This is a genomic window from Lysinibacillus sp. FSL K6-0057, assembly GCF_038630885.1.
GTDB lineage: Bacteria > Bacillota > Bacilli > Bacillales_A > Planococcaceae > Lysinibacillus > Lysinibacillus fusiformis_F.
Window position 1 is genome coordinate 1,323,994 of sequence record NZ_CP152047.1, and the last position, 21,444, is coordinate 1,345,437.

Below are 21,444 nucleotides of genomic sequence, written 5' to 3' on the forward strand. Positions count from 1 at the left end.
TCTAACTTTTAGGGGTCACTTCATTTTTTATTTTTCAACCATACTTTCTTCAGTTATTAAATGTTTAGGATCACTATAATCTGGTGTTGAGGTAGAAGGTGGAAAAGGTGGAGGTACAATACCTGGTCGATAAGTAACAGCACCGTACCCATCACCTAAATAAGATTGTGCAATAATAACACCATGGAAATAGCCACCGAGTGTAACTTTTGCTTTTGGTGCAATTATATATTGTCCAGTGGGTTTTCTATCATCATGAATGGAAATATTTGATCCGCCACTAATAATATTTCCACTCATTTCTCCACCACCTCTTAAATCTAAATCAGCTTTTTCTATAATTAATGAAGCCGCGATTAAACATCCACCATCATCAATCTTAGGTACACTTGATCCGGAGTAATATACATTTATATTATTCGGGTCTCTGTTTGTTACACCTAATGTTCCAATGATGGTAAGTGATTTTTTTACAAAAATATTTAATTTCCCCGTGCCTATTATATTAACAGTTGCATTACTACCTATTTTAAATGTATCTTCTACTAGTAAATTAACAGTTTTATCACCTATATCAATATTAATTGTCTTTCCATCTGGGACGGTGAAATTATTTAATTTAGAATCCTCTTTCATTGACAAATTCTCTCTTGAATTCGGAGGGTTCCAACCTGCTGCATAACTCCCATTTGTAATCGGAAAATCTTTTGGGTAGTTAGCCGAGGATAAAGAAATAAAAGAATAGCTTGGGAATTCTGGTAACAATATTTCGGGTACTGTTTTATTAACGAGTCTATCATTTAGTTTTTCTCTTTGTATTAACCAATTTGGTGCGTCTAATGGCTTATTAGTACCTATAGCACCTGTTATGTTCGAATCATCTATTAAATGTATTGAACCAGAATTTGAAACAGCACTTCCATTGATTTTTGCAGATTTTAAAGTGATATCCCCAGATGTTTGTACAGCGAGGTTTGGCAATTCAAAAACTGGTCCACCTTCATTATCATCAATGTCAGTTAAAAACTTTAAATTTACATCTACTTCAAGGATTTGCTCCACCACACGATGATGTTTGGAAATACGTTCTGTACATTCTTTATCTATTTCTATGGGATTTTCAGAAGAACTTAAGTATCCTGTAGATTCGATTTTAATGGCTAAAGGCGATTCACTTTCCATTGTCACTTTGACACATGCCTCAGGCTGTTGATTAAATTGAGGTTCGAAGCTGCTATTGGAAACTGGTTGATCAGGTAAGCCGTCATTTATTTGTTCAATAAATATTTTGACAAAATCAATTTTATCTCTATCTTCTTTTTTTGTTTGCTTGTGCTTGTTTCTTGTGAAATCATAAGCGTTATTTACAAGGGTATAGACAGCTTTCTTTTCTACGTTTAACCCAGCCTCCGCAATATAAAAAATGGACTGATCGTTACGCTCGTGTTTAGTAATATTTAATGTATTTGATGTTGTTAACATTAGACCAAGCCCAAGTACAGCAATCAAAACGATAACAAAGAGGGCAATCATAAAAGTATAACCATGGCTATTTTTTTGTAAATAATTACGTTTCATTCTGTTTCCACCCTCCTAAGATACAACTCTGTTGATATCGTTTTACCATGTACACTAGTAATTTTAATTGTAACGATCTGTTCTTTAAGCGAGATGTGAAAATCTTGAATACCTGTAGCGAAAATAACGTTATTTTTATTTATTGTATTTTTATCCTTGTTAAAAACAAAGTGTAGTTCCTTACCTGTAACATCTTTATTAATAGTTAATTCAGATGACGAGTCCGAAGAAACTGTAGTTGGGTTTTTTCGTATTTCTTTTGTTATTACCTTTAAAGCATAAGCAGCGTCATTAATATCTTTATTTACATTGTTTTGCTTATGAAAATTTGTTTGACTTTGATGGATAATGGAATAAATTAATAAGCTTACTATTGCTATGATAACGGTTACAGCAACTGTTTCAATAAGTGTAATTCCTGCTTCGTTGGAACGTTTCATTCATTATTCCTCCATTCCAAAACATTCTCCATTTGAGCTTTTAGAACGCCTCCTTTTTTGTCGTATACCTTAATAACAATTGTTGTTAAGGTATACGACTTTGGAATGCATGTTAAGGAGTAGTAATATTGATTGTTAGGGTCTACTTCTAAATTCCCTAATTTCTCAAAGCTTGTATTTGAGCCTTGATAATAATATTTCTTGTTCTCTTCTTTAGTATCTGAAGGACTAAGTGTAATTTCTGAGACTCTATCATCATATTTAGTAGTTTGAGAAAGTTGATAAATATGTTCCATCTCTTTTTGGGCATAATAAGTAGCATCAAAAATACCATTTGATGTGCTAGTAGTTTTAGCTGTACTTATAAAAAAAGATAAAAAGCTTGTGAGGATAATAGTAATAATAACAATAGAGGCAATAACTTCTACAAGTGTAATTCCTGTTTGATTGTTCTTAACAATCATAAAGGTTCACTTCCATTCTATGAGTGATTAGGTATTAGTGTTTAAATGTTTTTATAACTTGAATTAACATTTAAGAGTAATAATTTTTATATGTTCCCGATAATTATAAAGTTTGAGTCTAACTATCCTAAGGGACAGTTAGCTCAATGTAGATAATTATTACTGTTATGGATATTATAACGAAATTATTACTCTATATCTATGGAATTTTTAATATGTTGTACTTCGAATGAACTAATTTCTTAAATTTTTTTGAAATTTTTAAGGTTTTTTAAAAATGAAATCGGAAAAAAGTTGCATTTATGGTGGTGTAAAATGGCTTTAATTATAGTATCATTTAGAAAGATAGAGAAAGTTTAGTACTTTGAGGGGTGTTGCAGATGAAAAAATACATAAAAATATTTGGCTTATTCATTACATTTGTTGCGGCTATTGGATTTTTTATTCCATCTCTTGTACTAAATGGAAAGGTTTTTGCCAAGGGAGATGTTGAAAAATCAACCATTGGAGATATTGAGATCATTGATGTGAAAACATCAGATTTAGCCACAACTTTACAAAATGCAATCTCAGAATGGCAAGGTGAGGAAATAGAAATTGTTAGTGATGGCATTTCCAAAACCATAGACCCGAAACAATTTGTTTTTGACACATCAGCAGCTATTGCTCAGTACGAAATGCAGACAAAAAAACCTTGGTATGCATTTTGGCAAAAAGAGAAAATTGTTCATATTCCCATTCCTGTTACCGTTAATGAAGTAATTACACAGCAAATAGATGAAGCAGGTATTTGGGATACAGATAAAACACTTCAGAAATTAATCTTACAGGCCAGCTATTTGAAGGAGCATAAGGTTGAAGCCGTTATCAATGAAGATTCCATGCAAACCGAGGAAAGGATTGCCTTTCAGATTGCCGAGCTACCAGCAAATAGTCAAGGGGTAGCGAAAATCATTCCGTTATTAAATGATGTCAATCTAGTACCAAATCAATCGATCTCGTTGCTTTCACTATTAGGTGAACAGGCTGGGGTTGTCAATGATGCAGGTTTAGATTTTGTCGCGTCCATGCTATATAGTGTCATTCTTCAAACGGATTACGAAATTCTTGAAAGACATTCTCAGGAAATCAATCCAAGCTATTTACAGCAGGGAATTGAAGCGGATATCAATGCAGCATTAGTAAAAGACTTACAATTTATAAATCGTTCCGAACAGCTTGGTAAAATGAAAGCATCTATGGAAGGTAATCAATTAAAGATAGAAGTTTTTGCAGCAGTGAAAGACAAGGACATTACAGTTCGCGTCAGCAAGGATAAAATCGTGAAGCCACGAATTATTTATCGCTATTCGGAGGATTTAAAAGCTGGACAAGAACGAGTGGAGCAAGAGGGTAAAGAGGGTTCAAGAGTGGAAGTGTATCGTTCCATTGTAGAGAACGGAGCAACAGAAGAACAATTCATTAGTAGAGATTATTATGCACCTCAAAATCGAATTGTTACGCGTTCATCGCAGGAGCCTGTTACGATCACAACACCTACTCAAAACGTAGGGGCAGGAACATCAGATCCTGATTTAGAAGTGGATTTAGATGGGAATGGCTTGCCTGACGTGAAATCTTCAACACCAGAGGAAACAAAGCAAGAAGATGGACCAGAAATTGTCTATGGCTACTATGACAAGGGTGGCAATTTTGTACAAACAAGTCCATAACGATTGGAGGTATGTTTATGGCAATGAAGCCAGGGCGTAAACGTTTAGGGGATTTACTGGTTGAATCAGGTGTTATCACAGCTGACCAGCTAGAGTACGCATTAACTACTAAGATGAAAAATGAGAAGCTTGGAGATTTCCTTATTAAAGAAAACTTCCTAACAGAGCAGCAGCTTATTGAGGTCTTAGAATTCCAGCTGGGTATTCCTCATATAAGCTTGAATCAGTTTTCAATTAGTCCCGAATTATTACAGCTAATTCCTGCGGAGCTGGCAAAGCGGACAAATATTATGCCGATTCGCAAAGAAAAAAATAAATTGTTTATTGCAATGGAAGACCCGATGGATTATTTCGCCATTGAGGAAGTTCGTATGACGACGGGCTGCCAAATCGAGACAAGTATTGCAGCAAAAGATGATTTATATCGGACGATAACAAAATACTATGATTTGCAGGAATCAATGGATGCGGCCATGTTGGATTTGGCTGCCACAAGTACGGAAACACAAGACGAAATTGAGAATGAGGATTCACCTATTGTTCGTTTAGTGAATCAAATAATTGCCAATGGTGTCGCACAGCGCGCAAGTGATATCCATTTTGATCCACAAGAGACAGAGCTACGTGTCCGCTATCGAGTAGATGGTGTGCTTCGTACTGAACGATCCTTGCCCAAGCATATGCAAAATGTCGTATTGGCTCGTATTAAAATTATGGGTAATTTAAATATTACAGAAAATCGTATCCCACAGGATGGACGTATTAAAACCAATGTTAATTTTAGACCTGTCGATATACGTTTAGCCACATTACCAACAGTCTATGGTGAAAAGGTTGTTATGCGTATTTTAGATTTAACCAATTCAGCCAATGATATTGATAAATTAGGCTTTAGTGCAAGTAATGAGGCACTTTTTAGGAAAATGATAGCCCATCCAAACGGTATGATGTTGATTACTGGTCCAACAGGCTCAGGGAAGTCCTCTACTTTATATGCGGCACTTTCTCATTTAAATGAAGAAGGCGTCAATATTATTACGGTTGAGGACCCAGTGGAATATCAATTAGATGGTATCAACCAGATACAAGTAAAAGAGGAAGTCGGCTTAACATTTGCGGTAGGTTTACGATCGATTTTACGACAGGATCCTGACATTGTGATGGTGGGGGAAATTCGTGACCTTGAAACAGCTCAAATTGCTATTCGTGCTTCACTAACAGGCCATCTAGTGTTAAGTACGCTGCACACTAATAGTGCCATAGAATCTATTTCAAGACTACATGATATGGGTATTGAGCCATTTCTACTATCCTCTTCCCTTGTAGGAATCATGGCGCAACGTCTTGTACGTAAAGTTTGTCGTGATTGTGCTGAGCCATATGTATTCACTTCTCGTGAACTTGAAATACTTGAAGACAATGGGGTGGAGGGCGTAACGCATGGAAAAAAAGGTCGTGGATGTCCTGCCTGCAACCATACAGGCTACCGAGGGCGTATGGCGATTCATGAAATCCTCCCTGTTGATCGCCAAATAAAGGATATGATTTTAAATCGTGTTGGTGATAGCGTTCTACGTGATTATATGAATGAGAAAGGCTTCCATACCTTATTAGTAGATGGATTACTAAAGGTTGTAGCTGGCAAAACAACCACATCAGAAATATTACGTGTTGCAAGTGCAGACTAGGGGTGAAAGAAATGACAGCATATTCAATCGTTGAATTATTAACACGTGCATTTGAAGAGAAAGCATCGGATCTACATCTAACAAAAGATATTCCACCAGTGTATCGTATTCATGGGCAACTGGAGCATTATGGCACAGTGCCGCTAGAAACAGAAGATTTAAAGGAAATGGTAAAGGTCATTCTCCCTGTCCATAAACAACAGGAGTTTGAGGACAAAGGTGAAACTGACTTTAACTTTTCATTGCCTGGGAAATGTCGATTCCGTGTCAACGCATATCATCAGCGAAATGAAGTAACGATTGCGGCTCGTTTAATTGAGGCTAAAATTCCTTCTATTGAAGCGCTCAATATGCCACAGGTGTTATATAAGCTTGCGGAAAAACCACAAGGCTTAATTTTAGTGACTGGCCCAACAGGCTCAGGGAAATCAACTACCTTGGCAGCAATGATTGATCATATTAATGAAACGAGATCAAAACATATTATTACGTTAGAGGATCCAATCGAATACTTGCATTCACATAAGAAATCTGTCATCAATCAGCGTGAGATTGGTGTCGATACGATGAGCTTTGCAAATGGTTTACGTGCATCACTACGTCAGGACCCAGATATTATTTTAGTCGGGGAGATGCGAGATTACGAAACCATTTCAACGGCTATTACGGCTGCTGAAACAGGACATTTAGTCATGGCTACACTTCATACAAGTAGTGCACCAACAACGATCGACCGTATTATAGACGTATTTCCACCACATCAGCAAAGTCAAATTCGTGTGCAGCTTGCGAATGTACTGCAAGGTATTGTTTCTCAGCGTTTATTTGTACGTAAGGATGTAAAAGGGCGTATTGCTGCGACAGAAATTTTAGTACAGGCACCTGCCATCTCGAATTTAATTCGTAATGAAAAAATCCACCAAATTCCAAGTGTGATGCAGACAAGTAAAGCATTAGGTATGCACACATTGGAATATTCGATGCAACACTTAATTACGACAGGTAAGATTTCACTTGAGGATGCACGACCATATATGAACGCTGGTGATTATAGTTGACGATATTTCGTTATAGTGGTCGTACCAAAACAGGAGCACCTAAAAAGGGCATTATCGAGGCACCGAATAAAAAGGTAGCCATGGAAAAGCTTCGAGCACAAGGAATTAATGCACGAGAACTTCAAGAATCAAATAGCATTTTACATAAAGATATTGCTTTTGGGACAAAAGTGAAGCACCAGGAATTTGTTATTTATTGTCGGCAATATGCGACATTAATTCGTGCGGGCGTTCCTGTCGTTGAAGCAACCCATATTTTGGGTGAGCAAACAAGGAGTAAACCACTGAAGCGAGCATTGATGCAGGTTGAAGAGGATATTCGAAATGGGATGGCATTTTCAGATGCAGCAGGTAAACACCCAAAAGTGTTCCCATTGCTATTTGTCAATATGATGCGTGCTGGTGAGGCTACAGGAAACGTCGATGATACATTAGATCGCCTTGCAAGCACACTAGAGAAGCAATATAACATCAAGAAAAAAATTCAATCTGCCATGACCTATCCAGCGATATTATCGCTTTTAACACTGGTGGTTGGTATGTTTTTAATGGTGTTCATTGTGCCAACCTTTATGGATGCATTTAAAGAAATGAATTTAGAAATGCCGTTAATAACGGTCATTGTAGTAGGTATTAGTGATTGGCTCATTCAGTTTTGGTACCTTGTGATTTTAGGATTATTGGTGTTAGTAGTGGGCTTACACTATTTCTATAAAAATAATAAAGAGTTTCATTATGCCGTCAATGTATTTTTACTGCGTATGCCAATCTTTGGACAGCTGTTACAAAAGGATATTATTGCGAGAATGACAAGAACCTTGTCTACACTCTTTAGTAGCTCCGTGCCAATTCTACAAGCCCTAACAATTGTCGAAAAGGTTGGTGGTAATCCAGTAATGGGTAAAGTAGTACTGGAAGCCCGAGATAATTTAGAAAAGGGTGGCACATTATCAGAACCACTTGAAAAAAGCTGGCTATTTCCACCACTTGTTACACAAATGACATCAATTGGTGAGAAAACAGGGTCCTTGGATTACATGCTTGAAAAGATTGCTGATTTTTATGAAGAAGAAGTAAACCGTGCTGTCGATACCATGAAGTCACTCATTGAGCCTTTAATGATTGTGATACTGGCTCTAGTTGTAGGTGTCATCGTTGCGGCTATATTCTTACCAATGTTCCAACTATATGAAAATATGTAATGTTTACAATATTGATATGGATGCCCTTTTGTTCCGCTTAATGGGAAATATCTACTTAGATTTGCTAACAAAAGGAAGCGGCAAGTAGGTATCTTCATGGTTAAGTATTAAAGGAGAGACTGGACATGGAAATGAGGGTAATGAACGAAAAGGGCTTGACATTAGTCGAGTTATTGGCAGTCATTGTTATTCTAGCTATCGTTGCTGCCATTGCAATTCCAGCTATAAGTAATGTCATTGATAATTCACGTTATAAGGCATTAAAGGCAGATGCTATCAATGTCATTCATGCCGCGCAGTTCTATTTTATGGAGCATCCAACCGCTGATCAATGGCAGATGGTTGAAGTGGGAAAATTAGTATCTGATGGTTATTTAGACAGTGCAGGCAAAATATTAGAGGCAGATAAAGAAGGTCAGAATGCCAATGTCCAATTTATCGAGGGCACCTACTATTTCAATGCACATGCGATTTATTACAGCAATGGCAAATATATTAATTTTGATAATGCCACCTTACAGCATATTGCAGACGATATTCGTAAGGGCAGCAAGGGAACTGGTGGCAAATGTATTGGGCGAGATTGTGCAGCTTCGCCATAATGTTCAGAAGCGCGTGTACACACACTTCATATAAAATTATTAAGGAGGATTTCATTATGTTAAAAAAATGGAAAAATAAAAAACTATTGAAAAATGAGAAAGGTTTAACATTAGTTGAACTATTAGCTGTAATTGTTATCCTAGCAATTATCGCAGCAATCGCTGTACCTGCAATTGGTAATATTATTAATAAGTCGAAGGACCGTGCAATTTTAGCGGAGGCATCAAATATTCTAGCAGGTGCTAAAATTGCTTATATTGATGGGGCATGTAAAGAAAATAAATGTAATGATGAATCATTAAAACCGTATGTAGATGGTGTAGATTTAGCTGGTACTGTTGTTGAATTAAATACAACAACTGGTTGGGAAGTTACGTACCCTAGATTAAAGGATATTAAGTTAGCAGAATTTCAAGTTAAAGATAATAAAGCAACAGAAAAAGAGATTAATGACAGATTGGTAAAAGCTGGCGGGGAAAAACCGGAAGATAATAAAGATACAAAAGGTAAGGAATAATCAGTCCTCCCAACCCACTCAGAAGCGCAAGAAAATTTGCGTTTCTGGCTGGGAAATGGATGACTAATTGAAAAAATCATTTATACTGAATAGGATAAGGAGGTCTTTTCACATGTTTAAGAGAAAAAGAAAGTCGCATGTTTCGATTGAACTGAAGGATTATGTGCTACGTGCGATTGTGGCGAAAGGACCAGAGCCTAATCAGTGGCAGGGCTATGAATACCCCTTAGCAGCTGGAATCGTTGAAAATGGGACAATAATCGACGAGGTAGCTCTTTTTGAGGTGATTAAAGAGCAAGTAATGAAATGGACAGGGAAAAAACAGGCAGTTCGCATGTTTGTCCCTGATACGACGGTTCTATTAAAAAACTTTGAGCACCCTAAAGATGTAAAGCCTCAGGAATTACGAGGATATGCTGAGATGGAATTGGGACATTCCATTCATTTACCATTTCAGGACCCTTTAATTGATGTGTATGATGCAGATGCCGAGGATGGCAAGGCTATCTTATTTGCTGCGCCTTCTGAAGAGATTACGAAACTAGTAGGGATGCTGTTAGATGTTTCATTAGAACCCGAAGCTGCCGATATTCGTGCGCTTTGTAATATACGCTTATTAGAGCACATGTCCTTATTAATGCCTAATAAAACATATTTAATAGCAGAATGGTCGATTAATGAACTCTCTATCAGTATTTTTTCCAATGGCCAAGTGGAGTTTTTGCGCTATCAAACCATTGAAGTAGATATGACGCAATGGCAGGGGAAGAAGGAGAATGAGTTTAGCTATCAATTTATTTATAATGGCGAATCAGAGAATTATCAAATGGTCGTAATGGATCAGGTTCTAGAGATTGATCGGATGATGAATTTCTTTAAGTTTTCTTTACATAAAGGTGAAAAAACAGTGGATGAAATTATCATGCTTGGCGATAACCCACTATTGAAATCAATTGGGAACTTACTCGCTTCTAATTTAGAACCACCACTGAGGGTTGTCGATGGGAAAAAAATTGAGAAATCGTTTCCTCGCTTTAAGCGAGAATTTTCAACGTTGCTTGGCTTAGCTTTGAAGGAGGTTCGTTAATGGTTCCAGATATAAACCTCTTACCACAACTTGAAAAAAGAACAACCTCTCCCAAGCTTTTTTATAGCTTGGTGATTGTCATTGTGGGACTTATTGTAGCTTATTTACTTTTTTTATTTTTTACATCCAAAAGTGAATTGTCTCGATTGACTGCAGAGGAACAGGCATTAACAACACAGCTTAATCAATTGCAGCAAGAGCTAGACGCACGACAAAGTGTCGATCAGGGTTCGTTGGAAGAGTCTGTGACTTTTATTCAAAGCGTTTCTTATCCTGTAACACCGTTAATTGATGAAACAAAAACTTTATTACCAACTCATTCCTATTTACGTAGCTACGTTTTCGGAGAGAACACAGTGAATATTGAAGTGGATTTTGAAACGATGACAGATATATCGAAATATGTGGAGCGACTTTTAATGAGTAGCTATTTTACAGATGCTCAAATTAACACTGTCTCAAACTTTGAAATAGAGCTAGGTGAACAAAGGGCGTTAACACCCCAACAAAAATTTAAAGAAGTACCGCGATATTCAGTGTCCATCACAGCAACAATCGATTTTATGTATTTAGCTGGAGGACGACGCTCATGAATAAATTAACGAGTAGTAAAAATTCATCTATGATCTTGTTACTGGCGTTGATAGCTGCTATTTTATTTGCGCTGTATTATTATTTGCTGTCACCAAAATTGGATGAGGTGAATGAAAAAGAGAGTAATGTATTGCAGGTGCAGCAAGAATTAGCTAATGTCAAAGAACAACTAGCACAATTAGACAAGGAGCAGGGACAGCCTACTATCAATATATTAGCCTTAAGACAAAAGCTACCTGCAACAAGAGCCGTTGAAAAGATTATTCTTGATTTAGCTGAGATTGAAGAGGTGACAGGAACTCGTATACAGACTTTAACTGTTCAAGGTGAGGATGGCACTGTGAAACCTTCAGATGTATCGAATGAGCTCAATATGTTAGAACAGGCTGAAGCAGAGGTCAATGGTGATCAGGAGAACAAGGAGACCACTACACCGATTGCTTCTCTTTCAAAGGACTCTTTACCAGCTAATTTAAAGCTCATTACTTTTATCTTAGAGGTTGGGGCGCTTGATTTTAATTCGCTTGAAAGCTTTTTACAGGAGGTTGAACAATTAGAGCGTGTCATGAAAACCGATAAGATTGAATTTAAATTACCTGGAGAGCAGGAACAGCTAGAGAAAGATGCAGATCTTACGTTAAAGGCAACAGTGCAAGTGACGACGTTCTATTACGAAGAACAACAATAAACTTTATTGATAGGCGCACCATACTTCATTTGTATGGGCGCCTATTGGTTTAGGAGGACATAAAATTGGAAATGGCTTATACGATCTTTATTTTTTTATTTGGACTTGTCTTTGGCTCTTTTTATAATGTTGTCGGCTTACGTGTACCGCAGAAGGAGTCGATTGTACACCCTCCTTCCCATTGTACGAAATGCCAGAGACGACTAACGGCGCTTGATTTAGTGCCAGTATTGTCCTATGTATTTTTAGGAGGAAAATGTCGGAGTTGTGGCAACAAAATTTCTTGGGTTTACCCAGTCATAGAATTAATGACAGGTGTATTATTTGCCTTTGCTTATTGGCGGCTAGGCTGGAGCATAGAATTAATAGTAGCTTTCGTTTTTATCTCCTTATTAGTCATCATTGTAGTGTCAGATTTGGCCTATATGCAGATTCCAGATAAGGTGCTATTATTCTTTTTACCCTTGCTTGCTATTGGACGAGTTCTATCACCATTAACACCTTGGTGGGACTCTCTTGTGGGTGCTGTTGTTGGTTTTGGCATATTATATATAATTGCTGTGCTATCGAACGGTGGCATGGGTGGAGGCGATATTAAATTATTCTTTTTAATTGGTCTCGTTCTGGGTACAATTGATACACTGTTAACGCTGTTTTTAGCTGCTGTTATTGGTATGATTGTCGGATTTACTGTGTTATCGAAGAACAAACAGGGGAGAAAAACACCCATTCCGTTTGGGCCTTCTATTGCACTGGCCGCAGTCATTGTTTATTTCTATGGCGATCTATTAATCAATTGGTATTTAGGCTTTTGGTAATTGTTTAATCTTCAAGAATGTGGAGGGAAGCAAGTGAAACCGATTATTGGTATTACAGCCTTTGTGGAGGATGATTTATCCTCTCGATTAAATGCTGCTTACAGCAAAAGCATTATTGAAGCAGGTGGAATTCCACTGATTATTCCGATTGGAGTAGAAGAAGAGGCAGCACAGATTTTAGCCATGACAGATGGTTTAATGTTATCGGGCGGCCATGATGTGCATCCATTTCTGTTCGGGGCCGAGCCTTCATTAAAGCTTGGAAAAATTCATCCAGCGCGAGATACGGTTGAATTAGCCTTAATTGAAGCTGCATTCCAACGGAAAATGCCTATTTTCGGTATTTGTCGAGGGATTCAAATATTAAATGTTGCATTAGGTGGTACTTTATATCAGGACATTGATAGTGACCATTTTAGTAACAAGTTACTCCAACATACGCAGCAATCAGGTCGAGCTGTAGCTACTCATTCTGTACAGGTTATTGCTGACAATCTATTAGCGACTATCGTTGAACAAGAGAAGATTGCAGTGAATTCATTTCATCATCAAGCGGTGAATGTGTTAGCAGAAAAATTAAAAGTAGCAGCAAAATCCAGCGACGGTATTATCGAAGCGGTAGTTCATGAGGAGATGCCATTTTGCTTGGCTGTTCAGTGGCATCCTGAGGAACTAGCCATAGCAGGAGATGAGAGTGCTCAAAAGCTATTTTCAGCCTTTATTGAAGCGAGCTTAAAATTTAAGAAGGAAGCTTAGAAGGGGCATTATACAAAGAATCCAATCGTATATGGATTCTTTTTTTGCGTAAAAAAGAGGATACATGCTCTTAGAAGGAACATAATCCTCAAAACCTGCTTTAATCGTTAATGTACACGTCTGTAAAGACCTACAACTTGTCCTAAAATCGAAACTTGATCGACAATAATAGGTTCCATAGAAGAATTTTCAGGTTGTAAACGGAAATGGTTTTTCTCTTTAAAGAAACGTTTTACAGTTGCTTCATCCTCAGCTGTCATAGCTACAACAATATCCCCATTATTAGCTGTTGCCTTTTGTTTGACAATGACTAAATCTCCATCTAAAATCCCAGCTTCAATCATTGATTCCCCCATGATTTCTAGCATGAACAATTGATCTTCACTTGTGCCATACGTATCGGGTAATGGGAAGTATTCTTCAATATTTTCAATTGCTGTAATTGGAGAACCAGCTGTAACCTTCCCGACAAGTGGGACATGGATCACCTGTTGCTTTTGAATGGATTCTTCAGGCTCTAAAATTTCAATTGCGCGTGGCTTTGTTGGATCTCGACGAATAAAGCCTTTTTGTTCTAATCGAGCTAAATGTCCATGAACAGTTGAACTGGAAGCAAGTCCAACTGCTTCACCAATTTCACGTACTGATGGTGGATATCCTTTAGCTCGTACCTCTTCCTTAATGAAAGCTAAAATGTCCTCTTGTCTTTTCGAAACTTTTTTCATGCGTGCTCACCTCTTTTTTCTAATATCATTCTACTTATTTGATAGTATAACAGAATGCGAACATGTATGCAAACATAGGTTCGAAAAGTGTTTGACAAAAACGTTTGTTCGCTTTATTATGGGAACATACATTCCGAACAAACATTCTTAAAAAGGGGTAATGATTATGACATGGTTGAAGAAAAACACACATATCTCAATTTTAATAGGAGCTTGTTTACTATTTGCAGCATACCTTTACATTACTGATCCAGGAAAAGTTAGTTACGCAGAAATTCAAATTGAACATGGAGATAGCTTGTGGTCGTTAGCTGAGCAATATCGTGGTAAAATGAGTACTGATGATTGGATAAAGCTTGTAAAAACGGAAAATGAACTAGCAGATATTAAAATTGTAGCGGGAAAATCTCTAGTTATTCCTGTAGTGAGTGATCAAGCCAGTCCCATCAATACTATCGAAATTGCGAGAAATGAACAATGATAAATAATCAACTATCGGCTGTTGTCTATTGTCGCGTAAGTACTGAAAAAGAAACACAAAGCTCCTCATTAGAGCGCCAGCAGGAAGAGTTGCTGCGCTATGCTAAAGAGCAAGGCTATGCGGTGAAGGGCGTGTTTAAAGATCAACATAGTGGCTATGATGTAGAACGTGAAGGCTTACTAGAAATGCTTGATTTTATAAAAGATAAGAACATTAATGCTCTTTTTGTCCAAGATGAAACTCGTTTAGGACGAGGCAATGCAAGGATGGCTGTATTACATTTATTACAAAAGTCAGCAACTGACGTTTTTTCGATGCGTGATGCAGGCCCAGTTCAATTAAATGAAATGGATACGATGCTGCTTGAAATTTTAGCGATTGTAGAGGAGTATCAGCGTAGAATCCATAATGCTAAAATTCGACGAGGTATGCGACGTGCTGTAGAAAACGGCTATCGTCCAGAAAATAATTTATCGAACCGAGGTAATCCGCAGGGGCAGGAGCGAAAAGATCTACCTGTAGAGGAAATTGTGAAGCTCCGCAAACGTGGATTTACCTTTGAAGAAATTTCTATAACGCTTAGAGGGTTAGGATTTGAGGTAAGTAAGGCGACTGTACATCGTCGTTTCCAAGAGCACCAAGAAAGATTAGCAGGAAAATAATATTCCTGCTAATTTTTTTTCTGTAAAAAACTACTGAAGCGAAGAAAAGCTTTCGATGATAACATGATTAGGCAGTTGGAAAGGGTGCTCTTTATTTATTCGATCATAAAACATGATGCCATTTAAATGATCGATTTCATGCTGTACAACGATGGCCCCATAGCCCTGTAACTGTACAATGATTTCATGTCCATCGATGTCGTAAGCTTTGACTTTAATTCTCTCATATCTCGGTACAAAACCAGGGACAGGTCGATTTACAGATAGACAGCCTTCTCCCTCCGGTAGATAAATCATATTAAGGGAATGACTCATTATTTTAGGGTTAATCAGCATCATTTCTTGGTCATCAAAGAGTACAGCAAACATTCGTTTATCTACGCCAATTTGATTAGCAGAGAGCCCACTCCCAGGGCGAAGCTTATATTTTTTTGCTAGCGTTGGATTTTGGCTATTTTTCAGATATTGTAGCATGGCTAGGAGGGTATTTCGGTCCTCATTGGTCACGGGTATCGATACTTCTTGAGTTTGTTTTCTTAAAATTGCTGAGTGTTCTTTCACGAAGTCCTTCATTGTAATCATATAATTTGGGTGAAATTTAGTCATAGATAAACACCTCATCAATTCGGCTATTGAGAACCTTAGCAATCTTAAAAGCTAATTCTAGGGTCGGATCATATTTATCATTTTCAATACTATTAATGGTCTGTCTCACAACTCCACACTCTTTTGCAAGAGCAGCTTGTGTTATGCCTAATTTTTTTCTTAAAATTTTGATGATGTTCTTCAGAATTATTCCTCCATTTTGTCCAAAGTATTAGACATATATCGTAAGATAAGAATTAAAAAATGTCCAACTAATTGGACATTTTTTGGTGTGAAAAACAAAACAGTCAATTGAAGGGGAGAAATGGATTTCCATTGCAGGCTGCTTGCTTTCTTGTAGCACACAGACGGAACGGAAATCACCCCACAGCCTTGTTAAAAATTCTCATTCTACTAATGACATCATCTTTTTCAACAACATGAAATGCCCGATTAATTGGACATTTGGGTTTTAAATCATCACTTAATACCAATTTTCATCAAAATTTAGCTTTAACGCATGCCCGAAACAAATACCGAAAGGAATAAAACCTCTTCCTCTTGCTGTAATGATATTTCCATCTTGTACCACTAGTTCATCTGAATAGTTATGAAGTTCAAAGCATCCTAACTGCTCCATGCCATCTAAAGGTAGTCCTACTGTATATTTTTTGTTCTTTAAGACCCCTGCTTTTGCTAATAGGTAAGGGGAGCTAGAAATACTTGCAATCATTCCTCCTTTTGCAGATAGAAGATGAATGAAGTCTAGTAAGCTCTCTTCAAGTTGTAATGTAGAAATATCCATACAGCCTGGTAATAGTAGACTATCAATATCGTCAAGCTCTACCTCATTCACGGATAAATCAGCTATACAATTTAAACCAGATTCTCCTCTGATAGGTTTGGTATTCGATGCAAGTGTGATGATGGGTTTACCGCCTTGCATTAATATGGACAAAGCAACACTCAATTCATATTCACTAAATTGTGGGTATAATAACACCGCAGTTTTCTTCATTTCATACACCTCTTACCTTTAAATCGTTCCATTCTTCCTCTAAAATAGCGTAATAGTATTCATCCCACCAAGTCTCTCCATGAGGTATGCATTTTTTAAAAAATCCTTCTTGGCGCATCCCGATTTTTTCCATGACTCGGTAAGAAGCGATATTTTCTGGCTGGCATGTGGCAATAATTCGATGAAGTTTCATTTTATTAAAGCCGTGATCTAATAGGGCCTGAGCAGCTTCAGAAGCATAGCCATGATAATGATAGGCAGGATTCATAACCCATCCAATTTCATACGTATGATCGCCAAAGTATTTGTGGAAAACAAGATGACCAATGACTCGCTGTTGTTCACGTAAAACAATGGCGAAATGTTTTGCTTGCTCGTTGCTATTCTCTGTTATGAAATTTTGAACCTGATCTTCATTCAACACACCCTCTGGCATATAGTGCATGACCGTTTTGTCGGACATATAGCTATAAACGGCCTGCCAATCTGAGGCTTCAAATGTTCGAATAAGTAATCTAGGTGTTGTGATGTTCATGATAGCTCCTCCTAATATCTATCAAATTTTTCCTTTTATTATTAGTTATACACCTCTAACTTCTGGAAGTCATGTAAATAATGGCTAAGAAGTGTTTTTAAGGGTTGGTATAACTGCATTTTAAGGGAAACCATGCTATACTTTGCATACTGAGGTCATTAAGCTAGGTACTGAAAGGTGTGTAACCATGTTATCAAAGGAAAAAATTAACCGAATTAATGAATTATCTGCTAAAGCAAAAAGCGGACAATTAACAGAGGAAGAAGCAAAGGAGCGAACAGCGCTTCGCAAGGAGTATTTAGATACGTTTAGAGCAACTATGCGAGATACGATTGAAAACGTTAAAGTGGTAGATGCAGAAGGAAATGATGTAACTCCTGAGAAGGTAAAACAAGCACAAAAAAATAAATTTCTAAATTAATGTGACACAATTCAATAAAGTATGTATGAAAACGCAAATAGTATAACAAAAGCATTGTTTTCTAAAGCAATGTTGACTAAACTGTAAAAGAACAATATATAGGACGAGAAAGGATGTCACAATATAATGACTCAACACGCGGATCTTTTAGCAATTAATGCTATCCGAACTTTGTCAATCGATGCTATTGAAAAAGCAAATTCTGGTCACCCAGGTTTACCAATGGGGGCAGCGCCAATGGCTTATACGCTTTGGACAAAACAATTACGCCATAATCCAGCAAATCCAAAATGGTTTAACCGTGATCGTTTTGTACTATCAGCAGGCCATGGTTCAATGCTTTTATACAGCTTACTGCACCTTGGAGGCTATGGTTTACCAATGGAAGAAATTCAAAACTTCCGCCAATGGGATTCATTAACACCAGGACATCCTGAATACGGTCATACAGTAGGGGTAGAGGCAACAACTGGTCCTCTTGGACAAGGAATCGCTATGACTGTTGGTATGGCTATGGCTGAGCGCCATTTAGCTGCTACTTACAATAAACCAGGTCATGACATTGTTGACCACTACACATTTGCGCTATGTGGCGATGGTGACTTAATGGAAGGTGTAGCAGCAGAAGCTATTTCATTAGCTGGTCACTTAAAACTTGAAAAATTAATCGTGCTTTACGATTCTAATGATATTTCTTTAGATGGTGACTTAGAAAAGTCATTCTCAGAAAACGTGCAAAAACGCTTCGAATCTTATGGCTGGAATTACTTAAAAGTGGCAGATGGTACAGATGTAGATGCTGTTAATGCTGCTATTGAGGAAGCGAAAAAATCAACTGGCAAGCCAACATTAATTGAAGTGAAAACAGTGATTGGTTTTGGTTCTCCAAATAAATCTGGTAAAGCAGATTCTCACGGTGCACCACTTGGTACAGATGAAGTTGTCTTAACGAAGGCTGCCTATGAGTGGGCACATGAACCATTCCAAATTCCTGCAGAAGTTTACGATACATTTAATGCGGCTGCTGAAGTGCAAGGCGCACAACCAGAGGAAGCTTGGAATGCAAAATTTGCTGCATACAAAGAAGAATTCCCAGCGTTAGCAGCTCAATTCGAGAAAGCGATGAATGGTGAATTACCAGAAGACTTTGCTTCTGAGTTACCTGTATATGAAGCTGGTAAATCTGTAGCAACTCGTTCTTCTTCAGGCGATGCAATTAATGCTATTGCGAAGAAAACACCTTCATTCTTTGGTGGTTCAGCTGACCTTGCTGGCTCCAATAAAACAACGATGAAGGGTGCAGGAGATTTCTCAGCAGACGACTATGCTGGACGTAACATCTGGTTCGGTGTTCGTGAATTTGCAATGGGTGCTGCTATGAACGGAATGGCTCTTCACGGTGGTTTAAATGTATTCGGTGGTACATTCTTCGTATTCTCTGATTACGTTCGTCCTGCAATTCGTCTATCTGCATTAATGGGTCTTCCTGTAACATATGTATTCACACATGATTCGATTGCAGTAGGGGAAGATGGTCCAACACATGAACCAATCGAACACCTTGCATCATTACGTGCAATGCCAAACCTATCTGTTATTCGCCCTGCGGATGCAAATGAATCAGCAGTTGCGTGGGAGCTTGCAGTAGCAGCAGAAAAAACACCAACTGTTCTTGTATTATCTCGTCAAAACTTACCTGTTCTTGACGCTTCTATTGAAACAGTACGTGAGGGCGTAGCAAAGGGTGCTTACACAGTGTCTCCAGCTACAAAAGAAGTGGCAGATGCTATTTTAATTGCAACAGGCTCTGAGGTTTCGCTTGCTGTCGAAGCACAAAAAGCATTAAAAGCAGACGGTATAGATGTAGCAGTTGTTTCTATGCCATCTATGGATCGCTTCGAAAAACAAGACGCCGCTTACAAAGAATCTGTTCTACCAAAAGCTGTTACAAAACGTCTTGCAATTGAAATGGGGGCATCTTTCGGCTGGCATAAATATACTGGCTTTGAAGGCGATGTTCTAGCAATTGATAAGTTCGGTGCATCTGCTCCAGGTGAATTAGTAATGGAAAAATACGGCTTCACTGTTGAAAACGTAGTAGCAAAAGTGAAAGCATTAAACAAATAATATTAAGAAGACAAGCAAAAACATCTTCATTATAAAGTAAAAAGGCAGTGGGAAGCTCGATATATTCGAGCTTCCCACTGCCTCATTTAAATTAACGATAGAGGTATTTTTTATGCAATTTTATTTAATGGTATTTCCACCATCAATCACAATATTTTCACCTGTGATTAAATTGGAAGCATCACATGCAAGGAAAAGAGCAATGGCTGCAACTTCCTCTGGATAGCCGAAGCGTCCAAGTGGAATTTCTTTCATAGCTTGTTCGCCCACTTCACCAGCCCAAGCTTTTTTTCCAAGCTCTGTTAAAATAACGGTTGGTGAAATTGCATTGACGTTAATATCAAATTGTGCCCACTCCAATGCAAGAGAACGTGTAATACCAAGCACAGCCGCTTTACTTGCACAATAGGCAACATGATTATCCAGTGCAATAATGGCTGCTTGAGAGGCTAAGTTAATAATTTTGCCTCCAGTGCCTTGTTCGATGAAAATATTGCCAACCTTCTGTGCCATTTTAAATGTACCTGTTACATTAATATCCATGGTTTTTTGCCAATAGTCATCAGAAATATTTTCAGCATCATCGAGTAGAGCAATGCCTGCACAGTTTACCAAAATATCAATTTTTCCATAATGAGTATGGGCTTGTTTGATGGCATCATCCATACTTGCATTATCTGTTACATTACATAGAACACCAATTGCTCGCTCCTGGTGCAACTCCTTTGCAATAGCTGCTACATCTTCTTTTAAATCAAAAAGTGCAACAGATGCCCCTTTTTCAATAAATAGCTGAGCGATAGCATAGCCAATCCCGTTTGCACCGCCTGTAATTACTGCCACTTTATTTTCAATGCCGAAATTTGTATCAAAACCTTTGAACTTCAAGTGAATCCCACCTTTTGTTATTTTTTTGCCACAATCAGTTCAACATTATACGTTTGGAAAAGGTCGAAATAGTCTTCAGAAACTGGTTCATCTGTAATGAATGTATCAATATCTGCAATGGAGGCAAAGGCTGCAATAGAACTACGGTTTATTTTTGTATGATCAAGCAAGGCTGTCACTTTTTTAGCTGCTTGAACCATGCGCTTTTTCAGTTCAACTTCATAAACACTAAAATCCGTAAATCCTGCATCTTTACTAAAACCATTGGCAGATGTAAATAAGCGATCTACATGAATCTTATCTAAAATCTCTGCGCCAAGTGTTCCCTCTAATGAATTTGAACCTTGCTTCACGATTCCACCGATTAAAATAACAGTAATATTAGGAGAATCACTTAATTCCATTGCCACTTTTAAGCCACTTGTCACAACTGTTAGACGATGATTAAAGTCCTTTAAACAGTGGGCTAGTTCCAAAGCAGTTGAACTGGCATCAAGCATGATAGATTGATTATCTGAAATCGTTTGCAAAGCTGCACGTGCAATCGCATTTTTTTCAGTTTTATTTTTGAGCTGACGCGTAGAAAAGCTTGTTTCATGTTCATCTGTATCGACTAAAATAGCACCACCATGCGTTCGGCGTAACAGATTTTGTTGTTCAAGCTTTGTTAAATCAGTGCGTAAAGTAGCTTCCGACACATTTAAAGAAGTAGCCAATTCCTTAATCGTAATACTATTCTGTTGAACTAATTTATCCAAAATTATTTTTTGACGTTCCTGTGCAAACATTTTTTTCAT

The 21,444-nt window shown here is 37.7% G+C and carries 25 protein-coding genes; 15 read left to right on the forward strand and 10 right to left on the reverse strand.

What is annotated here, in order from left to right:
* Positions 1 to 27: 27 nt before the first annotated feature.
* Genes MHB40_RS06165 through MHB40_RS06175 form a run of 3 tightly spaced genes read right to left on the reverse strand, consistent with a single transcriptional unit; the run spans position 28 to position 2,482 of the window.
* The gene (locus MHB40_RS06165) at positions 28 to 1,578 is read right to left on the reverse strand and encodes a hypothetical protein (RefSeq protein WP_342534128.1); all 1,551 of its coding nucleotides are present in this window, start codon (positions 1,576 to 1,578) and stop codon (positions 28 to 30) included.
* Positions 1,575 to 2,018: a prepilin-type N-terminal cleavage/methylation domain-containing protein gene (locus MHB40_RS06170; protein ID WP_342534129.1), complete on the reverse strand. Its 444-nt coding sequence runs from the start codon at positions 2,016 to 2,018 to the stop codon at positions 1,575 to 1,577. Before MHB40_RS06170 ends, MHB40_RS06165 begins: the two co-directional genes overlap by 4 nt.
* A complete protein-coding gene (locus MHB40_RS06175; RefSeq protein ID WP_342534130.1) occupies positions 2,015 to 2,482 on the reverse strand; it encodes a prepilin-type N-terminal cleavage/methylation domain-containing protein in 468 nt (155 codons plus the stop codon). The genes MHB40_RS06170 and MHB40_RS06175 overlap by 4 nt, the downstream gene beginning before the upstream one ends.
* 380 nt (positions 2,483 to 2,862) lie before the next feature.
* Here MHB40_RS06175 and MHB40_RS06180 point away from each other — a divergent pair, with 380 nt between their 5' ends.
* The 11 genes from MHB40_RS06180 to MHB40_RS06230 all read left to right on the forward strand — a co-directional run bounded on the left by MHB40_RS06180 (position 2,863) and on the right by MHB40_RS06230 (position 13,205).
* Positions 2,863 to 4,194, forward strand: coding sequence for a G5 domain-containing protein (locus MHB40_RS06180; protein ID WP_342534131.1), 1,332 nt, complete (start codon positions 2,863 to 2,865; stop codon positions 4,192 to 4,194).
* Positions 4,195 to 4,211: 17 nt separating this feature from the next.
* Positions 4,212 to 5,882, forward strand: coding sequence for a GspE/PulE family protein (locus MHB40_RS06185; RefSeq protein ID WP_342534132.1), 1,671 nt, complete (start codon positions 4,212 to 4,214; stop codon positions 5,880 to 5,882).
* 11 nt (positions 5,883 to 5,893) lie between these two features.
* Complete coding sequence (locus MHB40_RS06190) at positions 5,894 to 6,940, forward strand: type IV pilus twitching motility protein PilT (RefSeq protein ID WP_257521355.1); 1,047 nt, start codon at positions 5,894 to 5,896, stop codon at positions 6,938 to 6,940.
* Positions 6,937 to 8,142, forward strand: a complete 1,206-nt coding sequence (locus tag MHB40_RS06195) for a type II secretion system F family protein (RefSeq protein ID WP_342534133.1) — start codon at positions 6,937 to 6,939, stop codon at positions 8,140 to 8,142. The genes MHB40_RS06190 and MHB40_RS06195 overlap by 4 nt, the downstream gene beginning before the upstream one ends.
* Positions 8,143 to 8,267: 125 nt before the next feature.
* Positions 8,268 to 8,744 carry a prepilin-type N-terminal cleavage/methylation domain-containing protein gene (locus MHB40_RS06200; RefSeq protein ID WP_259419270.1) on the forward strand — a complete coding sequence of 159 codons (477 nt, stop codon included), beginning with the start codon at positions 8,268 to 8,270 and terminating at the stop codon, positions 8,742 to 8,744.
* Between the two features lie 56 nt (positions 8,745 to 8,800).
* Positions 8,801 to 9,262 (forward strand): prepilin-type N-terminal cleavage/methylation domain-containing protein, encoded by a 462-nt coding sequence (locus tag MHB40_RS06205; RefSeq protein ID WP_342534134.1) that lies wholly within the window; start codon positions 8,801 to 8,803, stop codon positions 9,260 to 9,262.
* A gap of 112 nt (positions 9,263 to 9,374) precedes the next feature.
* On the forward strand, positions 9,375 to 10,349 hold the full coding sequence (gene pilM / locus MHB40_RS06210) for a pilus assembly protein PilM (protein ID WP_131519506.1): 975 nt from the start codon (positions 9,375 to 9,377) through the stop codon (positions 10,347 to 10,349).
* A complete protein-coding gene (locus MHB40_RS06215) occupies positions 10,349 to 10,942 on the forward strand; it encodes a hypothetical protein (RefSeq protein ID WP_131519507.1) in 594 nt (197 codons plus the stop codon). The genes pilM and MHB40_RS06215 overlap by 1 nt, the downstream gene beginning before the upstream one ends.
* On the forward strand, positions 10,939 to 11,631 hold the full coding sequence (locus tag MHB40_RS06220; protein ID WP_342534135.1) for a hypothetical protein: 693 nt from the start codon (positions 10,939 to 10,941) through the stop codon (positions 11,629 to 11,631). The genes MHB40_RS06215 and MHB40_RS06220 overlap by 4 nt, the downstream gene beginning before the upstream one ends.
* Positions 11,632 to 11,696: 65 nt before the next feature.
* Positions 11,697 to 12,449, forward strand: a complete 753-nt coding sequence (locus MHB40_RS06225; RefSeq protein WP_342442775.1) for a prepilin peptidase — start codon at positions 11,697 to 11,699, stop codon at positions 12,447 to 12,449.
* A gap of 33 nt (positions 12,450 to 12,482) precedes the next feature.
* Entirely contained in the window at positions 12,483 to 13,205 is a 723-nt protein-coding gene (locus MHB40_RS06230) for a gamma-glutamyl-gamma-aminobutyrate hydrolase family protein (protein ID WP_342442776.1), read from the forward strand.
* A gap of 107 nt (positions 13,206 to 13,312) precedes the next feature.
* On the opposite strand, the gene lexA is transcribed toward MHB40_RS06230, so the two are convergent.
* Positions 13,313 to 13,930 carry a transcriptional repressor LexA gene (gene lexA / locus MHB40_RS06235; RefSeq protein ID WP_004232118.1) on the reverse strand — a complete coding sequence of 206 codons (618 nt, stop codon included), beginning with the start codon at positions 13,928 to 13,930 and terminating at the stop codon, positions 13,313 to 13,315.
* Positions 13,931 to 14,096: 166 nt separating this feature from the next.
* Between lexA and MHB40_RS06240 the strand changes: the two genes are divergently transcribed.
* On the forward strand, positions 14,097 to 14,411 hold the full coding sequence (locus MHB40_RS06240; protein ID WP_066036589.1) for a LysM peptidoglycan-binding domain-containing protein: 315 nt from the start codon (positions 14,097 to 14,099) through the stop codon (positions 14,409 to 14,411).
* Positions 14,408 to 15,073: a recombinase family protein gene (locus tag MHB40_RS06245; protein ID WP_004232122.1), complete on the forward strand. Its 666-nt coding sequence runs from the start codon at positions 14,408 to 14,410 to the stop codon at positions 15,071 to 15,073. The genes MHB40_RS06240 and MHB40_RS06245 overlap by 4 nt, the downstream gene beginning before the upstream one ends.
* A 30-nt stretch (positions 15,074 to 15,103) precedes the next feature.
* On the opposite strand, the gene def is transcribed toward MHB40_RS06245, so the two are convergent.
* The 4 genes from def to MHB40_RS06265 form a co-directional block, all read right to left on the reverse strand.
* Entirely contained in the window at positions 15,104 to 15,679 is a 576-nt protein-coding gene (gene def, locus MHB40_RS06250; RefSeq protein ID WP_131519511.1) for a peptide deformylase, read from the reverse strand.
* Positions 15,672 to 15,863 (reverse strand): helix-turn-helix transcriptional regulator, encoded by a 192-nt coding sequence (locus MHB40_RS06255; RefSeq protein WP_066036592.1) that lies wholly within the window; start codon positions 15,861 to 15,863, stop codon positions 15,672 to 15,674. Before MHB40_RS06255 ends, def begins: the two co-directional genes overlap by 8 nt.
* 279 nt (positions 15,864 to 16,142) lie before the next feature.
* The gene (locus MHB40_RS06260) at positions 16,143 to 16,676 is read right to left on the reverse strand and encodes a DJ-1/PfpI family protein (RefSeq protein ID WP_131519512.1); all 534 of its coding nucleotides are present in this window, start codon (positions 16,674 to 16,676) and stop codon (positions 16,143 to 16,145) included.
* A 1-nt stretch (position 16,677) separates the two neighbouring features.
* Complete coding sequence (locus MHB40_RS06265) at positions 16,678 to 17,211, reverse strand: GNAT family protein (protein WP_342442777.1); 534 nt, start codon at positions 17,209 to 17,211, stop codon at positions 16,678 to 16,680.
* Positions 17,212 to 17,398: 187 nt separating this feature from the next.
* On the opposite strand from MHB40_RS06265, the gene MHB40_RS06270 reads away from it, so the two are divergent.
* Both MHB40_RS06270 and tkt read left to right on the forward strand, forming a co-directional pair.
* Entirely contained in the window at positions 17,399 to 17,632 is a 234-nt protein-coding gene (locus MHB40_RS06270; RefSeq protein ID WP_004232132.1) for a DUF896 domain-containing protein, read from the forward strand.
* A gap of 126 nt (positions 17,633 to 17,758) precedes the next feature.
* Complete coding sequence (tkt, locus tag MHB40_RS06275) at positions 17,759 to 19,759, forward strand: transketolase (RefSeq protein ID WP_342442778.1); 2,001 nt, start codon at positions 17,759 to 17,761, stop codon at positions 19,757 to 19,759.
* Between the two features lie 120 nt (positions 19,760 to 19,879).
* Here tkt and MHB40_RS06280 read toward each other — a convergent pair whose 3' ends face one another.
* Both MHB40_RS06280 and MHB40_RS06285 read right to left on the reverse strand, forming a co-directional pair.
* Complete coding sequence (locus MHB40_RS06280) at positions 19,880 to 20,647, reverse strand: GolD/DthD family dehydrogenase (RefSeq protein WP_259419263.1); 768 nt, start codon at positions 20,645 to 20,647, stop codon at positions 19,880 to 19,882.
* 17 nt (positions 20,648 to 20,664) lie between these two features.
* Entirely contained in the window at positions 20,665 to 21,444 is a 780-nt protein-coding gene (locus MHB40_RS06285) for a DeoR/GlpR family DNA-binding transcription regulator (protein ID WP_259419262.1), read from the reverse strand.

Bases quoted from the DNA above. Each gene is read 5' to 3' on its own strand.
- MHB40_RS06165 (WP_342534128.1), bottom strand. From the start codon at position 1,578: ATGAAACGTAATTATTTACAAAAAAATAGCCATGGTTATACTTTTATG.
- MHB40_RS06170 (WP_342534129.1), bottom strand. From the start codon at position 2,018: ATGAAACGTTCCAACGAAGCAGGAATTACACTTATTGAAACAGTTGCT.
- MHB40_RS06175 (WP_342534130.1), bottom strand. From the start codon at position 2,482: ATGATTGTTAAGAACAATCAAACAGGAATTACACTTGTAGAAGTTATT.
- MHB40_RS06180 (WP_342534131.1), top strand. From the start codon at position 2,863: ATGAAAAAATACATAAAAATATTTGGCTTATTCATTACATTTGTTGCG.
- MHB40_RS06185 (WP_342534132.1), top strand. From the start codon at position 4,212: ATGGCAATGAAGCCAGGGCGTAAACGTTTAGGGGATTTACTGGTTGAA.
- MHB40_RS06190 (WP_257521355.1), top strand. From the start codon at position 5,894: ATGACAGCATATTCAATCGTTGAATTATTAACACGTGCATTTGAAGAG.
- MHB40_RS06200 (WP_259419270.1), top strand. From the start codon at position 8,268: ATGGAAATGAGGGTAATGAACGAAAAGGGCTTGACATTAGTCGAGTTA.
- MHB40_RS06205 (WP_342534134.1), top strand. From the start codon at position 8,801: ATGTTAAAAAAATGGAAAAATAAAAAACTATTGAAAAATGAGAAAGGT.
- pilM (WP_131519506.1), top strand. From the start codon at position 9,375: ATGTTTAAGAGAAAAAGAAAGTCGCATGTTTCGATTGAACTGAAGGAT.
- MHB40_RS06215 (WP_131519507.1), top strand. From the start codon at position 10,349: ATGGTTCCAGATATAAACCTCTTACCACAACTTGAAAAAAGAACAACC.
- MHB40_RS06220 (WP_342534135.1), top strand. From the start codon at position 10,939: ATGAATAAATTAACGAGTAGTAAAAATTCATCTATGATCTTGTTACTG.
- lexA (WP_004232118.1), bottom strand. From the start codon at position 13,930: ATGAAAAAAGTTTCGAAAAGACAAGAGGACATTTTAGCTTTCATTAAG.
- MHB40_RS06240 (WP_066036589.1), top strand. From the start codon at position 14,097: ATGACATGGTTGAAGAAAAACACACATATCTCAATTTTAATAGGAGCT.
- MHB40_RS06245 (WP_004232122.1), top strand. From the start codon at position 14,408: ATGATAAATAATCAACTATCGGCTGTTGTCTATTGTCGCGTAAGTACT.
- def (WP_131519511.1), bottom strand. From the start codon at position 15,679: ATGACTAAATTTCACCCAAATTATATGATTACAATGAAGGACTTCGTG.
- MHB40_RS06260 (WP_131519512.1), bottom strand. From the start codon at position 16,676: ATGAAGAAAACTGCGGTGTTATTATACCCACAATTTAGTGAATATGAA.
- MHB40_RS06265 (WP_342442777.1), bottom strand. From the start codon at position 17,211: ATGAACATCACAACACCTAGATTACTTATTCGAACATTTGAAGCCTCA.
- MHB40_RS06270 (WP_004232132.1), top strand. From the start codon at position 17,399: ATGTTATCAAAGGAAAAAATTAACCGAATTAATGAATTATCTGCTAAA.
- tkt (WP_342442778.1), top strand. From the start codon at position 17,759: ATGACTCAACACGCGGATCTTTTAGCAATTAATGCTATCCGAACTTTG.
- MHB40_RS06285 (WP_259419262.1), bottom strand. From the start codon at position 21,444: ATGAAAAAAATGTTTGCACAGGAACGTCAAAAAATAATTTTGGATAAA.